This window comes from uncultured Neglectibacter sp., assembly GCA_937958185.1.
Classification (GTDB): domain Bacteria; phylum Bacillota; class Clostridia; order Oscillospirales; family Acutalibacteraceae; genus Acutalibacter.
In genome coordinates, this window is record CALFFN010000006.1 from 1 (window position 1) to 14,259 (window position 14,259).

The window sequence follows — 14,259 nt, forward strand, 5'->3', positions numbered from 1 at the left end:
TAGATCATGGTGGTGCAGGTAGCCACGGAAGGCGCGATGGTGGTGGTCAGGAAAATAGAGGACAGCTCGGAGGGCGTTGTGGCTGCCGCGCCGTTAAAGCCGTACCAGCCCAGCCAGAGGATAAACACGCCCAGCGCGCCCAGCGGAATAGAATGACCGGGAATGGCGTTGACCTTGACCACCTTGCCGGACTTATCTCTTACATACTTGCCGATCCGGGGTCCAAGGATAACTGCGCCCACCAGCGCGGCGATCCCGCCCACCATATGAATGGCGCAGGAGCCGGCGTAATCGTGGAAGCCCAGCTGAGAGAGCCAGCCGCCGCCCCAGATCCAGTGCGCCTCGATGGGATAGACCAGCAGGGAGATCACGCCGGAATAAATGCAGTAGGCGGAAAACTTGGTGCGCTCCGCCATAGCGCCGGAAACGATAGTGGCGGTGGTGGCGCAGAACACCAGGTTAAAGACAAAATAGGACGCGTCCGTAAAGCCCCCGGCGGGAGACGCGATGAACTCCCGGAAATGGGTGAACAGGTCCATGTTCGGCAGCCCGATCAGACCGAAAAGCGCGTCCTCGCCCATCATCAGGGTGTAACCCAGCAGGGAAAACACCACGGTGCCGATACAAAAATCCATCAGGTTCTTCATGATGATATTTCCGGCGTTCTTGGCACGGGTAAAGCCTGTTTCCACCATGGCGAACCCTGCCTGCATCCAGAATACCAGCGCGGCGCCGATCAAAAACCAAAATTCCACCGACATCATTCATTACCCCTCTCAAACAGTCAAATATTTCAGACGGCTCACACCCCGAACAGCAGGTCCCCGTAGGTGGGGAAGGGCCAATCTTCTTTGGGCACGATGGTCTCGGCAGCATCGCAGGGCGTGCGCAGCTTTTCCATGGCGGGCAGTATCCCGTCCCGGATAAAGCACGCCTGTGCGGTCACGTCCCCGGCGGAATCCAGCTTTTCGATGGCGCCTTCCAGCCCTTCGGCGGCGCTGTCGATTTCGTCCATCAAAGCGCTGAGCTTTTCTCCCAGCCTTGTCTCATATCCGCTGACAGAGATCCCGGCGCTCTTCTTATCCGCCGCCGCGGCAGCCAGATGGGCAGCGCTTTTTTCCACAGCAGGAAGTATCTCCCTGCATACCATATCCACCATGGTCAGAGCTTCTATCTTCACCGTGCGGGTGTAGTTTTCCAGCTGTATCTCATAGCGGGAGCGCAGCTCGCTTTCCCGGAACACGCCCTGGGAAACCAGCATATCCATGTTCTTTTTGTCCAGCAGCCGAGCCATGGCGTCCGGCGTGGTGGGCAGGTTTTCAAGCCCTCTCTTTTCCACAGCTTCCTCGATCCAGCTCTCGTCATAGCCATTGCCGTTGAAGATGATGCGCTTGTGAGCGGTGATAGTTTCCTTGATAAGCGTGTGAAGGGTCTTGTCAAAATCCTCCGCGCTTTCCAGCGTATCCGCAAACTGCCGCAGTTCCTCCGCCACGGCGGCATTGAGCATGATATTGGCACAGGCAATAGAGTTGCTGGAACCCACCATGCGGAACTCGAACTTGTTGCCGGTAAAGGCAAAGGGCGAGGTGCGGTTGCGGTCGGTGGCGTCCCGGGTGATGCGGGGCAGGGCGTCCACACCCAGCACCATCTTCTGCTTCTGGGCCCCGGCATAGGGGGAACCCGTTTCAATGGCTTCCAGCACGGCGGAAAGCTCGTCGCCCAGGAAAATGGAGATCACGGCGGGCGGGGCTTCGTTTGCCCCCAGCCGATGGTCGTTCCCCGCCGTTGCCACGCTCAACCGCAGCAGGCTCTGGTATTCGTCCACCGCCTTGATGACCGCCACCAGAAACAGCAGGAACTGGGCGTTTTCATACGGGGTCTCCCCGGGGGAAAGCAGGTTTACCCCCGTATCCGTTGCCATGGACCAGTTGTTGTGCTTGCCGCTGCCGTTGACCCCGGCAAAGGGCTTTTCATGGAGCAGGCACACAAGCCCGTGCTTTCTTGCCACCTTTTTCATGATCTCCATAGTCAGCTGGTTGTGGTCGGTAGCCACATTGGTGCTGGAATAAATGGGGGCAAGCTCATGCTGGGCGGGGGCGACCTCGTTGTGCTCGGTCTTCGCCAGCACCCCCAGCTTCCACAATTCCTCGTTCAGGTCGTCCATATACGCCTGCACCCTGGGCTTGATGGAGCCGAAATAATGATCCTCCAGCTCCTGCCCCTTGGGGGGCTTTGCGCCGAACAGGGTGCGCCCGGTATAAATTAAATCCTTGCGTTTCAGGTACATCTCCCGGTCCACCAGGAAATATTCCTGCTCCGGTCCCACGCTGGTGGTGACCCTTGTGACGTCGAGATGACCGAAAAGCTTTAATATCCGCAGCGCCTGCCGGTTCAAAACTTCCATAGAGCGGAGCAGCGGCGTTTTCTTGTCCAGCGCTTCGCCGCCATAGGAACAGAACGCCGTGGGAATGCAAAGGGTCTTGCCCTTGATGAAAGCGAAGCTTGTGGGGTCCCACGCGGTATAGCCGCGGGCTTCAAAGGTGGCCCGCAGTCCGCCGGAGGGGAAGGAGGAAGCGTCCGGCTCGCCCCGGATCAGCTCCTTGCCGGAAAATTCCATAATGACCCGTCCGTCCGGCGCGGGGTTGATAAAGCTGTCGTGCTTTTCCGCCGTAATGCCCGTCAAAGGCTGGAACCAGTGGGTAAAATGGGTCGCCCCGTTTTCCACCGCCCAGGCGCACATGGCGCTTGCCACCGCGTTTGCCACGGACAGGTCCAGCATGGCGCCCTTGCGGATCGTCTGCTTCAGGGAATGGTAAATTTCCGGGGACAGCCGCGCCCGCATGACCTGATCGTCAAAGACCATGCTTCCAAAATAGTCGGGGACATTTCGCTTACTTTCCATATTGACCGCTCCTTCAACAAAGATTGACAAATAAAAAAAGAGAGACAATGGCCGGAGCTTCCTCCGAGACGCCATTGTCTCTCAACGCCCAATAGTTTACACCCATATTTGCAAGCTGTCAAGTGCATAATTTCATTTTTCTGAAAGTTTTTTCAAAAAATTTTTCCAATATGAAGTATTGACAAGCCGTTCCTTCATATTGTATAATATGCACCGGGAACAAAGGCGTTCTCTTTTGTTTGTTGCGGGCAAATGAAAGAAACTGCCTTTGTTTTTTCTTTTTCTCTGAAAGAAAGGACTGGAATGTTATGACAGCTCCATATTGGAAGGAGGGCGCAGTGCGTATCCCCTCCGGCTGCGCCATCTCCGCGGTGATCTCCCGGGAGGGGCGCAGAATGACCGGCGAAGGCATTATCCGCTCCATGCGCCCCATGCACGAGCGCTCCAACGGGCTGGGCGGGGGCTTTGCCGGCTACGGCATTTACCCGGAATACCGGGACTTTTTTGCCCTGCACATCTTTTACGACAACGACAGCGTCCGCAGCGAATGCGAAACGTACCTGCGCTCCGTGCTGGAGATCGTCCGGGCGGAGAACATTCCCACCAGGAAGCTGCCCGCCATCACAGACGAGCCTTTGATCTGGCGGTATTTTGTAGCTCCCCTGCGCTCAGTGCTGCAAAGAATGCAGCTGGACGAAAACGAGTTTATCGCCCGGGCGGTCATGCACATCAACACCACCTTTGACGGCGCCTTTGTCTTTTCCAGCGGGAAGAATATGGGGGTCTTCAAGGCGGTAGGCTACCCGGAGGACGTGGGGGAATTTTACCGGCTGGAGGAATATGAAGCCTACTGCTGGACAGCCCACGGGCGTTACCCCACCAACACCCCCGGCTGGTGGGGCGGGGCGCACCCCTTTGCGCTTTTAGACCGCACCATCGTCCACAACGGGGAAATCTCCTCCTATGACGCGAACCGCAGGTTCATCGAAATGTACGGTTATAAATGCACCTTGCAGACCGACACGGAGGTCATCACCTATATCGCCGATTTTCTCCAAAGGAAACAGGGGCTTTCTCTGGAAGAAACTGCTTCGGTCATCGCCGCCCCCTTCTGGAGCACCATCGAACGCAGACCTGAGGCGGAGCGCCGCCAGCTTTCCTATCTGCGCACCGCCTTTTCCAGCCTGCTCATCACAGGTCCCTTCTCCATCATTCTGGGATTTTCCGGCGGGCTGATGGCATTAAACGACCGCCTGAAGCTCCGCAGCATGGTGGTGGGAGAAAAGGACGACCTGGTCTTTCTTGCCAGTGAGGAAGCCGCCATCTGCGCCATGGAGCCGGCTGCGGAGCATATCTGGGCGCCCTCCGGCGGGGAGCCGGTCATCGTCCGCGTAAGGGAGGGAGCCTACTGATGGGAATTTCTTATTTTGCCCCTGAATTTGAAGTGGTCCGAAACGGGGACCGCTGTATCCAGTGCCGGGTCTGCGAACGGCAGTGTGCAAACGAGGTCCACCGCTATGACGGCGACCTGAAAAAAATGCTCAGCGATGAAACAAAGTGCGTGGACTGCCAGCGGTGCGTGTCCCTGTGCCCCACCCGGGCGCTGAAGATCGTAAAGAATGATTGCGTCCTCCGGGAAAACGCCAACTGGGACAGCGATACCATCAAGGAGGTCTACAAGCAGGCTGGAAGCGGCGGCGTGCTGCTTTCCTCCATGGGCAATCCCAAGCCATATCCCGTTTACTGGGACAAGATTTTGATCAACGCCTCCCAGGTGACCAACCCCTCCATCGACCCCCTGCGGGAGCCTATGGAAACCAGGGTGTTTTTGGGGAAAAAGCCCTCCCGGCTGGAACGGGACCCCGACGGCTCCTTAAACTGTGAGCTTTCCCCCCAGCTGGAGCTTTCCATGCCGGTGATGTTCTCCGCCATGAGCTACGGCTCCATCAGCTACAATGCCCATGAAAGCCTGGCAAGGGCAGCCAGAGAGCTGGGCATTTACTACAACACCGGCGAGGGCGGTCTCCACGAGGATTTCTACGCCTACGGTCCCAACACTATCGTGCAGGTGGCAAGCGGGCGGTTCGGCGTGCACGAGGACTACCTCAACGCCGGCGCAGCCATTGAGATCAAGATGGGTCAGGGCGCGAAGCCGGGAATCGGCGGGCACCTGCCCGGCGCCAAGGTGGGGGCGGACATTTCCCGTACCCGCATGATCCCGGAAGGCTCGGACGCCATCTCCCCCGCCCCCCACCACGACATTTACTCCATTGAGGACCTGCGCCAGCTTGTTTTTTCCCTGAAGCAGACCACCCACCACAAAAAGCCGGTGATCGTCAAGGTGGCGGCGGTACATAACATTGCCGCCATTGCCAGCGGCATTGCCCGCAGCGGCGCGGATATCATTGCCATCGACGGCTTCCGGGGCGGCACGGGCGCGGCGCCTACCCGTATCCGGGACAGCGTGGGCATTCCCATTGAGCTTGCCCTGGCGGCGGTAGACCAGCGCCTGCGGGACGAGGGCATTCGCAGCAACGTGAGCTTGGTGGTGGGCGGCAGTATCCGCTCCTCCGCCGATGTGGTAAAGGCCGTTGCCCTGGGGGCGGACGCCGTCTACATCGCCACCGCGGCGCTGCTGGCTTTAGGCTGCCACCTTTGCCGCACCTGCCAGACCGGCAAGTGCAACTGGGGCATTGCCACCCAGCGCCCGGAGCTGGTCAAGCGCCTGAACCCGGACATCGGCTCCCGGCGGCTTGTCAACCTGATGACCGCCTGGAACCACGAGATCAAGGAGCTGATGGGCGGCATGGGCATCAACTCCATCGAAGCCCTGCGGGGCAACCGGCTGATGCTGCGCGGCATCGGACTAACTGAAAAGGAGCTGGAGATTCTGGGGATCTCCCACGCAGGAGCATGAAACGAATCTATGTGAACGAGAAGTGGTGCCTTGGGTGCCATCTGTGCGAATATAACTGCGCCTTTGCCAACAGCGGCGAGGAAGACATGGTGAAGGCTCTCAAGGGGAAGCCCCTCTTTCCCCGAATCCATATTGAAGAGGACGATAAAATCAGCTTTGCGGTAAGCTGCCGCCACTGCGAGGACCCCATCTGCGTCAGAAGCTGTATCTCCGGGGCGCTGATAAAAAAAGATGGCGCTGTGCGGATTGACCGGGAAAAATGCGTGGGGTGCCTGACCTGCGTGCTGGTCTGCCCCTATGGCGCCGTGACCGCCGGGGAGGACGGAGCCGCGCTGAAATGCGAGCTTTGCCTCAATAACACCCGGGGAGAGCCTGCCTGCGTACAGGGCTGCCCCAACAACGCCATCGTCTTTGAGGAAAGGCAGGGAGAAGCATGAAAAACTACGTCATCATCGGCGGCGGGACCGCCGGCATAAACTGCATTGAGGGCATTCGCAGCCTGGACCCTGCCGGGAAGATCACCCTGATTTCCGAAGAGCCTGTCTCCAATTATGGGCGGCCGCTGATCTCCTATTATCTGGAGGGAAAGACCGACCTTTCCCGCATGAGCTACCGGGGCGGGGATTTCTATGAAAGGAACCGGGTCGCCGCCCTGCACGGGAGAAAGGCGGAAAAGCTGCTGCCGGAAAAGCAGCAGGTGCTGCTTTCAGACGGCAAAGCCCTCCCCTATGACGAGCTTTGCCTCTGCACCGGCTCCACTCCTTTCGTGCCGCCTATGAAAGGGCTGGACAAAGTAAAAAACAAGTTTTCTTTTTTCACCCTTTCCGACGCCCAGGCATTGGAAAGGGCGGTCACCCCGGAAAGCCGGGTGCTGATTTTGGGCGGCGGGTTGATCGGGCTGAAAGCCGCCGAGGGGCTCCGCGACCGGGTAAAGGAGATCACCGTCTGCGATCTGGCGGGGCACGTGCTGCAAAGCATTTTGCAGCCGGACAGCGCCGCTCTGGTGGAAGCCCACCTGAAAAAGAATGGGCTTATCCTGAAGCTGGGCGTTACCGCAGACGAATTTGCGGAAAGCTCCGCCCTGCTCTCCAGCGGGGAAAGGGTAGACTTTGACGTGCTGGTGCTGGCGGTGGGCGTGCGGTCCAACACAGCCCTGCTGAAAGAAGCGGGCGGAAAGGCGGAGCGCGGCATCATAACAGACTCCGCCATGAGGACCAGCCTGCCCCATGTCTATGCCGCGGGGGACTGCGTAGGTCCGTACCTCATCCTGCCCCACGCCGCCATGCAGGGTCTGTGCGCGGGCAGGAACATGGCAGGAGGCAGCGAAACGGTTCCAGAGGACGTTCCCATGAATTCCATCGGCTTTTTCGGGCTGCACCTGATGACGGCGGGAAGCTGCCCGGAGGGGGCGGAGGTTTACGAGGAGCAGGGAAAAAACACCCTGAAGCGGCTGTTTGTCAAGGACGACCTGCTCCGGGGCTTCCTGCTGCTGGGGAATGTGGAACGGGCAGGTATCTACACCGTCCTGATCCGGGAAAAGCGCCCGCTGAGCACGCTGGATTTTGAAGCTGTAAAAAAATCGCCGGGGCTTCTTCCCTTTGGGGCACAATACCGTGGTCAAAAGCTGGGAGGTGTGGTATAATGTCTGCAAAAGATGTAGTCGGGAACAGCAGTTTCGATTCGCAACAGGAAAATCCCACGAACGCCCACCGCAGGTGTGACATAATGTCTGCAAAAGATGTAGTCGGGAACAGCAGTTTCGATTCGCAACAGGAAAATCCCACGAACGCCCACCGCAGGTGTGGTATAATGATTGCAAAGCAATCATCACAGTCGGCATGTTTTGCGCCTGGGGTTACAATTCAGGAGATTTCCGCAGCCGGGAAAAGCTTCCGGGAACTGGGCGACCTTTTGGAGCAGTCCTCCGGGCAGGTGCTGCTGCGGGACTGTCTGGGTCAGCGCTTTCTCGGCGCGGGCACGAAGCAGCTGGACATCAAGATCACCGGGATTCCCGGAAACGCTCTGGGCGCCTACCTCAACGGCAGCAGCCTGGAGGTGATGGGCAACGCCCAGGACGCCGTGGGCGACACCATGAACGCCGGGCGCATTGTGATCCACGGCAACGTGGGGGACACCGCAGGCTATGCCATGCGGGGCGGCACCATTCTGGTGGAGGGCTGCGCAGGCTACCGCAGCGGCGTTCACATGAAGGAATATGAAGATAAGCTGCCCGTCATGGTCATCGGCGGCAGCGCCGGAAGCTTTTTGGGGGAATACCAGGCAGGCGGGATCATTCTTGTGCTGGGTCTGGACGCTTCCAAGCCCATTGTGGGGAATTTCCCCTGCACGGGAATGCACGGCGGGAAGGTATTTCTGCGGTCCGACTGCCGGGACATTCTGTTCCCCGCCCAGGTCACCGCCCGACCCGCCGACGAAGAAGATTTGGAATTGATCCGCCCCTATGTGGAAGATTTCTGCCGCTGCTTCGGTCGGGACTCCAAAAAAATCATGGACGCGCCCTTTACCGTGGTGACCCCGGACAGCCGGAACCCTTACCGGCAGATGTATGTTGCAAACTGAAAAAGGAGAATCAGCGCCACTATGAAATTTACTCCCAACGACGTGATACAGTATGTGGAAAGCGAAGACGTGAAGTTTATCCGTCTGGCGTTCTGCGACAAGCAGGGGCGGCAGAAAAACATGGCGGTCATGCCCGGCGAGCTGCCGGGAGCCTTTGACAATGGCTTTCCCTTGGAAAGCAGTGTTTTGGAGGGTCTGCCGGAGGGGAAGTTCCTGCTCCGCCCCGACCCCTCCACCCTCATTCAGCTCCCCTGGCGCCCCCAGCACGGCAGGGTTGCCCATATGTTCTGCGACCTGCTCCTGCCGGACGGCTCGCCCTTTGAGGACGACCCTCGCTGGCAGCTGAAGCAGGCGGCAAAAGTGGAAAAATCCGACCTTCTTTTCAGCGCCCTCATGGAATTTACCCTGTTCCGGCTGGACGAATATGGTCTGCCCACAGAGGAACCCTGCGACTGCGCGGGCTATCTGGACATCGCCCCGGAGGATCGGGGAGAAAATGTGCGCCGGACGATTTGCCTGACATTGGAGCAGATGGGAATTCAACCCAGAGGCTCCCTCCACGCTGAGGGACCGGGGCAGAACCTGATTTTCCTCCAGCCTGCCGACCCGCTGACGGCGGCGGACCGCATGGTGACTTTCCGCGCCGTGGTGCGGACCATTGCCGCCCAAAACGGCTATTATGCCGATTTCTCCCGTCCCTCCAATCACATGACCCTGCTGCTGTACCGGGAGGGTCGGGAGGAACAGCTCCCGGTGGAAGGCCCGGATCAGAATCCCTATACGCTGATCGCCCAACTGCTCCGGGACTGACAAAGGGTCCCGAATGATTCAGGGAAGGAGGTTTGCCGGTGGTCTTTCAGCCCAACACCTACAGCGTTCTGCTGGTTTCCGCGTCAAAAAAACTGAATCAGACCCTTTCCTCCCTGCTTTCCCCAGGGGAATACGAGCCAGTGGTGACGGTGGGCAGCGTTGGCGCCGCCAAGCGTCTCCTGCTGGAACAGGACTTCGACCTGGTGCTGATAAATTCTCCCTTGTCGGACGACCCGGGGATCGAGCTGGCGGAGGACGTCTGCGCCCAAACCGAGTGCGCCGCCCTGCTGCTGACGGGAAAGGAATTTTTCGAGGAGCTTCACTGCCGGGTGGTGACCAGCGGGGTCGTCACCCTGCCAAAGCCCACCAGCGAAGCCGTGCTCACCCAGACCCTCCGGGCGCTGTGCGCCATGCGGGAGCGCCTTCGCCGCCGCCGGGAAAGCCAGACTACCGTGGAGGAAAAGATCCGGGAGCTTCGGGTCATCAACCGCGCCAAGTGGCACTTGATCGAGCAGGACCACATGACTGAGCCGGAAGCCCACCACGCCATAGAGCAGCTTGCCATGGAGCGCCGAATCACCCGTCTTTCCGCCGCCGAGCTGCTGCTTTCAAAGCAGTGAGCTTTCAGAACGCATAAAAGAAACGCAGTATGCAGGTATGGCGGGACCGCGGCAGCGGCTGATGGTTCAGGTCACGCCGATCCTGTGGAAAATAGAATTACGGGAAATGATGGCTGTGGGAAAGTCCACAGCCTTTTTCACAGCTTCTTTCATTTCCTCAAAAAAATCGAAAGCTCATCTAAAAAATCATTGAAGAACAGCGGGGAAGCTGGTATGATAATGACAAATCGACCGTTTGCGAGAGGGGGATCAGAATGTCGAAGCCTTTTGCGCCCTCCGACCCGGAGGCACTGCCTCAGGTACGGGCGCTCTATGAGAAGCTTTTGCAGCACCGGGGGTCAAGGTTTTTATTCGGTCAGCAGGACGCCTATGTAGAGGGCGCGACCTTCCAAGCCAACCGGGAGGAAAATCTGGGGAAGACGGATTTTCTCAGGAGCGCCGGGGTGCAGCCGGCTGTTGCCGGCTTTGATCTGGGTCATCTGGAGGTGTCCTACACGGCGCAAAGGGACCCGGAATTTGCCCGGCTGATCCGGGGAAAGGACCGCACCGGCGGAGATTTTGAGCCGGGGGTGAATCTGGACAATATCGACTTTTCGTTCATGAAAAAGGCTATCCGCAAAGCCTATGAAACAGGCTCGATTGTCACGGTCAGCTGGCACTCTGTCAATCCCCTGACCGGGGGAGAATACGGCGACAACCGCAGCTGGGAGGAAAGCGCGATCCGCGCCGTGCTGCCCGGCGGCAGGCTCCACGAGAGATTCCTCTGCTACCTGGAGGCATTTGTGGAATTTAACTCCACCCTGCTGGACGGCAGCGGTCAACCCATTCCCTATCTCTTCCGACCCTTCCATGAGCACAACGGGGACTGGTTCTGGTGGGGGATCGACAACATGGAAAACCCCAATGACGGCTCGGCATGGAGCGGCAACGGGGGCAGGCTCAATACCCCGGAGGACTTTGCCGCCCTCTATCGGTTTACGGTGGAATACCTGCGCGGCCGGGGCGTGCACAATCTCCTGTACTGCATTTCCCCCGACCGCAGCCGAATGCACTGCGAGGACGCGGGCGCCGGATACAATGCGGTCCTGGCAAAGCGCTGGCTGGAGGGATACCCCGGAGACGACGTGATCGACCTGTTTGGGCTGGACGATTACTGGGACATGGGCGATCACCACGCCCCCGGTGAGGAGCCGGAGGACGTGCAGCCCTTAGAGCGCTTCGCCGGCTCCGTGGAAACCTTGGTCACCCTGGCGGAGAGCCATGGGAAACCGGCAGCCCTGACGGAAATGGGGATCGCCGGAGAGCAGGTGATGACCCGCGCGGGTCTGCCCCCAAAAGCCCCCTATACCCGCTGGCTCTTAGAGACGGTGCGGCGAAACGGGACCACCCGCCGGCTGCTTTACGGCATGGTGTGGAGAGCGGGCTTCCGGGGAGAGGACGCCGACCCCAACGCGGTCTACCAGTTCCGCCCCAAAGACATCAAAGACTTTTCCAAGGGCTTTGAACGGGTCTATCTCTATTCTCTGCATGAGGATTTTGAACAATTTACAAAAGAGCCGGACGTCTTCCTCGTGCAGCCGTAAAAACAGGAAAGGATGAGTGCAAATGACAGAAATGGCAGCCGAAATCCGCAGGGAGCTGACAGACAGGGTCCTTCCCTTCTGGCGGGGTCTGCGGGACGATGAAAAGGGCGGCTACATCGGGCAGGTGGAGTTTGACCTTGCCCGGAAGCCGGAAGCGGAGCGGGGCTGTATTCTGAACAGCCGTATCCTCTGGTTCTTCTCCGAAGCGTACCTGACCCTCAAAGACCCGGCGCTTCTGGACGAGGCCGGGCATGCCTATCAAATGCTGCTTTCCATGCTGGACACGGAAAACGGCGGCGTGTACTGGTCCATGAACGCGGACAAAACGGTGGCGGACAGCACCAAGCACACCTACAATCAGGGCTTTGCCATTTACGCGCTGTCCGCCTACTACCGGGCAAGCGGGAATAAGGAGGCTCTAAAGCTTGCCGAGAAGCTGTTCCGGCTGGTGGAGGAAAAATGCTTTGACGGAGAAGGCTACCTTGAGGCCTTCACCGCAGACTGGAAACCCGCCGGGAACGACAAGCTGAGCGAAAACGGCGTGGAGGCGGGGCGCACCATGAATACCCTGCTCCACATTCTGGAGGGCTACACCGGTCTTTACGAAGCGGGAAAGGACCCGGAGGTAAGGGAGCGGCTCATCTGGATCATGAACACCTGGGCGGAGAAAATATACGATCCCGAAAGGCGCAGGCAGGAGGTTTTCTTTGACCTTTCCTACCATACCCTGATAGACCTGCACAGCTTTGGGCACGATATCGAAACCTCCTGGCTTGCCGACCACACGCTGGACGTGCTGGGTGACCCGGCGCTGACGGAGAAGATCCGTCCCATGCTCCTTGCCATGGCGGATCACACCTTGCAGGTCGCTTACACCGAGGGCAACGGCTTTTCCAACGAAAGCGAAAACGGAAAGGTCGATACCACCCGGGTCTGGTGGGTGCAGGCGGAGGCTCTTCTGGGCTTTTTGAACGCCTATGAGCATACGGGCGAGAAGCGTTATCTGGACGCCGCCCGCTCCCAGTGGAAGTATATCAAGGAAAAAATCATCGACCCCCGGGAGGGCTCGGAGTGGTTCTGGTCCGTGAAAGAGGACGGCACGCCAATCGAAAAGCCCATTGTAGAGCCCTGGAAGTGCCCGTACCACAACGGCAGAATGTGTATGGAAGTGATCCGCCGGAACCCGGCGTTATAATCAATAAAATTTCACAATAGGAGTGACTGAAATGACCTACCAGGAACTGAGCGAGCGCTATGAAGCGCTGATTGCCAGGAAAAACACGGTGGACGAAAGCCACCACAACGGCATTTACCAGCGCTGGGAAAACCCTGTGCTCACCCGGGAGCATATCCCACCCTTCTGGAAGTACGACCCCAACCCGGAAACGAATCCCTACATGATGCAGCGGCTGGGCGTGAACGCTGTGTTTAACAGCGGGGCGCTCCTGCTGAACGGCAAATATACCCTGGTGGCACGTGTGGAGGGCTATGACAGGAAAAGCTTCTTCGCCGTGGCGCAGAGCGACAGCCCCACCGAGGGCTTCCGCTTCTGGGACGAGCCGGTAGTTCTTCCCGACACCTGCCCGGAGGAAACGAATGTCTACGATATGCGCCTGACCCAGCATGAGGACGGCTGGATCTACGGCGTGTTCTGCTCGGAAAGCAAGGACACGTCCTCCCCCGACCTGTCCGCCGCCGTAGCCGCCGCAGGCATTGTACGCACCAGGGACCTGAAAACATGGGAGCGTCTGCCGAACCTGGTAACAAAGCGTTCCCCCCAGCAGCGCAACGTGGTGCTGCACCCGGAATTTGTGAACGGAAAATACGCCTTTTACACCCGTCCCATGGACGATTTCATCGAAACCGGCAGCGGCGGGGGGATCGGCTTTGGTCTGTGCGACGACATCACCCATGCGGTCATCGACGAGGAGCGCATGACTTCGATCCGCCGGTACCACACCATCACGGAAAGTAAGAACGGCGCGGGCGCGGTGCCCATCAAGACGGACAAGGGCTGGCTCCACATCGCCCACGGCGTGCGGAACACCGCGGCGGGTCTCCGCTATGTGGTCTACGCCTTTGCCACCGCTCTGGACGACCCGGCAAGGGTGATCGCCGAACCCGGCGGGTTCCTGATCGCCCCCTACGGCGGCGAACGTGTAGGCGATGTGAGCAACGTGGTCTTTACAAACGGCGCCATTGTCGATACGGACGGCAAGGTGTACATCTATTACGCCTCCTCCGATACCCGGCTCCATGTGGCTTCCACTGATCTTGACCGACTGACGGACTATGTGTTCCACACCCCCTCAGACCCCTACCGCACATCGGACTGCGTCCGTCAGCGCGTGGACTTCATTCGGAAGAATCTCGATTACCTTGGGAAATGATCTTCTGCCGCCTTTTCAAAATGTTTTCCTGCAAGGGGATTTGCAAGGCTCCCGATAGAAATATCTGCGAGTTTCACCCCCGGCAGAGATAGACTTTTTTCGTAAATCTGAAAGGTTGGCATTGCCATCACGGGCAGCCGCTTGCGGGCGGCTGCCTTTTTGCCTGATTCTAACTTTTGTATTCCTCAGGCTGCAGCACAAAGCGCAATTGCATTTCTCGAAAATTTCTATTGACAACCCGCCCCTGCGGTGCTATAATAATCAAGCACTCGAAAAAGAGTGTTTGCGGATCAGCTTAGTTGCCCGCCTCGGGGGTTCCACCCGAGAAAAAATGTGGAATATAATATGCAGGTATGGCGGAATTGGCAGACGCGTATGGTTCAGGTCCATATGGGGGCAACTCCTTGCAGGTTCAACTCCTGTTACCTGCACCACGTCGCGGCGAATCCTTGTGGTT

At 58.6% G+C, this 14,259-nt stretch carries 13 protein-coding genes and 1 tRNA gene; 11 read left to right on the plus strand and 3 right to left on the minus strand.

Going from position 1 to position 14,259, the window contains the following annotated elements; translation table 11 throughout:
- Both AB8996_RS01600 and AB8996_RS01605 read right to left on the minus strand, forming a co-directional pair.
- A partial coding sequence (locus tag AB8996_RS01600; RefSeq protein ID WP_369297224.1) for an ammonium transporter occupies positions 1-761 on the minus strand: 761 nt, incomplete at its 3' end.
- 41 nt (positions 762-802) lie between these two features.
- Positions 803-2,902: a glutamine synthetase III gene (locus AB8996_RS01605; RefSeq protein WP_369297225.1), complete on the minus strand. Its 2,100-nt coding sequence runs from the start codon at positions 2,900-2,902 to the stop codon at positions 803-805.
- A gap of 308 nt (positions 2,903-3,210) precedes the next feature.
- Between AB8996_RS01605 and AB8996_RS01610 the strand changes: the two genes are divergently transcribed.
- From AB8996_RS01610 to AB8996_RS01655, 10 genes are all read left to right on the plus strand, one after another.
- On the plus strand, positions 3,211-4,314 hold the full coding sequence (locus AB8996_RS01610) for a glutamine amidotransferase family protein (RefSeq protein ID WP_369297226.1): 1,104 nt from the start codon (positions 3,211-3,213) through the stop codon (positions 4,312-4,314).
- Complete coding sequence (locus AB8996_RS01615) at positions 4,314-5,819, plus strand: glutamate synthase-related protein (RefSeq protein WP_369297227.1); 1,506 nt, start codon at positions 4,314-4,316, stop codon at positions 5,817-5,819. Before AB8996_RS01610 ends, AB8996_RS01615 begins: the two co-directional genes overlap by 1 nt.
- The gene (locus tag AB8996_RS01620; RefSeq protein WP_369297228.1) at positions 5,816-6,256 is read left to right on the plus strand and encodes a 4Fe-4S dicluster domain-containing protein; all 441 of its coding nucleotides are present in this window, start codon (positions 5,816-5,818) and stop codon (positions 6,254-6,256) included. Before AB8996_RS01615 ends, AB8996_RS01620 begins: the two co-directional genes overlap by 4 nt.
- Entirely contained in the window at positions 6,253-7,461 is a 1,209-nt protein-coding gene (locus AB8996_RS01625) for an NAD(P)/FAD-dependent oxidoreductase (RefSeq protein WP_369297229.1), read from the plus strand. Before AB8996_RS01620 ends, AB8996_RS01625 begins: the two co-directional genes overlap by 4 nt.
- Before the next feature lie 167 nt (positions 7,462-7,628).
- Positions 7,629-8,399, plus strand: a complete 771-nt coding sequence (locus AB8996_RS01630) for a glutamate synthase (protein ID WP_369297230.1) — start codon at positions 7,629-7,631, stop codon at positions 8,397-8,399.
- A 21-nt stretch (positions 8,400-8,420) separates the two neighbouring features.
- Positions 8,421-9,209 (plus strand): glutamine synthetase beta-grasp domain-containing protein, encoded by a 789-nt coding sequence (locus AB8996_RS01635; RefSeq protein ID WP_369297231.1) that lies wholly within the window; start codon positions 8,421-8,423, stop codon positions 9,207-9,209.
- 38 nt (positions 9,210-9,247) lie between these two features.
- Positions 9,248-9,829, plus strand: coding sequence for an ANTAR domain-containing response regulator (locus tag AB8996_RS01640; protein WP_369297232.1), 582 nt, complete (start codon positions 9,248-9,250; stop codon positions 9,827-9,829).
- Positions 9,830-10,083: 254 nt separating this feature from the next.
- Positions 10,084-11,412, plus strand: a complete 1,329-nt coding sequence (locus tag AB8996_RS01645) for a glycoside hydrolase family 26 protein (RefSeq protein WP_369297233.1) — start codon at positions 10,084-10,086, stop codon at positions 11,410-11,412.
- 31 nt (positions 11,413-11,443) lie between these two features.
- Positions 11,444-12,607 (plus strand): AGE family epimerase/isomerase, encoded by a 1,164-nt coding sequence (locus AB8996_RS01650; protein WP_369297234.1) that lies wholly within the window; start codon positions 11,444-11,446, stop codon positions 12,605-12,607.
- A 31-nt stretch (positions 12,608-12,638) separates the two neighbouring features.
- The gene (locus tag AB8996_RS01655) at positions 12,639-13,802 is read left to right on the plus strand and encodes a glycosidase (protein ID WP_369297235.1); all 1,164 of its coding nucleotides are present in this window, start codon (positions 12,639-12,641) and stop codon (positions 13,800-13,802) included.
- Here the strand turns inward: AB8996_RS01655 and AB8996_RS01660 are convergent.
- The gene (locus AB8996_RS01660) at positions 13,787-13,930 is read right to left on the minus strand and encodes a hypothetical protein (protein WP_369297236.1); all 144 of its coding nucleotides are present in this window, start codon (positions 13,928-13,930) and stop codon (positions 13,787-13,789) included. The two genes, AB8996_RS01655 and AB8996_RS01660, sit on opposite strands and share 16 nt — an antisense overlap.
- A 219-nt stretch (positions 13,931-14,149) precedes the next feature.
- Here AB8996_RS01660 and AB8996_RS01665 point away from each other — a divergent pair.
- Positions 14,150-14,236, plus strand: a tRNA-Leu gene (locus AB8996_RS01665).
- Positions 14,237-14,259 lie beyond the last annotated feature (23 nt).

Excerpts from the sequence above, each read along its gene's own strand:
- AB8996_RS01605 (WP_369297225.1), bottom strand. The coding sequence starts at position 2,902 with ATGGAAAGTAAGCGAAATGTCCCCGACTATTTTGGAAGCATGGTCTTT.
- AB8996_RS01610 (WP_369297226.1), top strand. The coding sequence starts at position 3,211 with ATGACAGCTCCATATTGGAAGGAGGGCGCAGTGCGTATCCCCTCCGGC.
- AB8996_RS01615 (WP_369297227.1), top strand. The coding sequence starts at position 4,314 with ATGGGAATTTCTTATTTTGCCCCTGAATTTGAAGTGGTCCGAAACGGG.
- AB8996_RS01620 (WP_369297228.1), top strand. The coding sequence starts at position 5,816 with ATGAAACGAATCTATGTGAACGAGAAGTGGTGCCTTGGGTGCCATCTG.
- AB8996_RS01625 (WP_369297229.1), top strand. The coding sequence starts at position 6,253 with ATGAAAAACTACGTCATCATCGGCGGCGGGACCGCCGGCATAAACTGC.
- AB8996_RS01630 (WP_369297230.1), top strand. The coding sequence starts at position 7,629 with ATGATTGCAAAGCAATCATCACAGTCGGCATGTTTTGCGCCTGGGGTT.
- AB8996_RS01635 (WP_369297231.1), top strand. The coding sequence starts at position 8,421 with ATGAAATTTACTCCCAACGACGTGATACAGTATGTGGAAAGCGAAGAC.
- AB8996_RS01645 (WP_369297233.1), top strand. The coding sequence starts at position 10,084 with ATGTCGAAGCCTTTTGCGCCCTCCGACCCGGAGGCACTGCCTCAGGTA.
- AB8996_RS01650 (WP_369297234.1), top strand. The coding sequence starts at position 11,444 with ATGGCAGCCGAAATCCGCAGGGAGCTGACAGACAGGGTCCTTCCCTTC.
- AB8996_RS01655 (WP_369297235.1), top strand. The coding sequence starts at position 12,639 with ATGACCTACCAGGAACTGAGCGAGCGCTATGAAGCGCTGATTGCCAGG.
- AB8996_RS01660 (WP_369297236.1), bottom strand. The coding sequence starts at position 13,930 with ATGGCAATGCCAACCTTTCAGATTTACGAAAAAAGTCTATCTCTGCCG.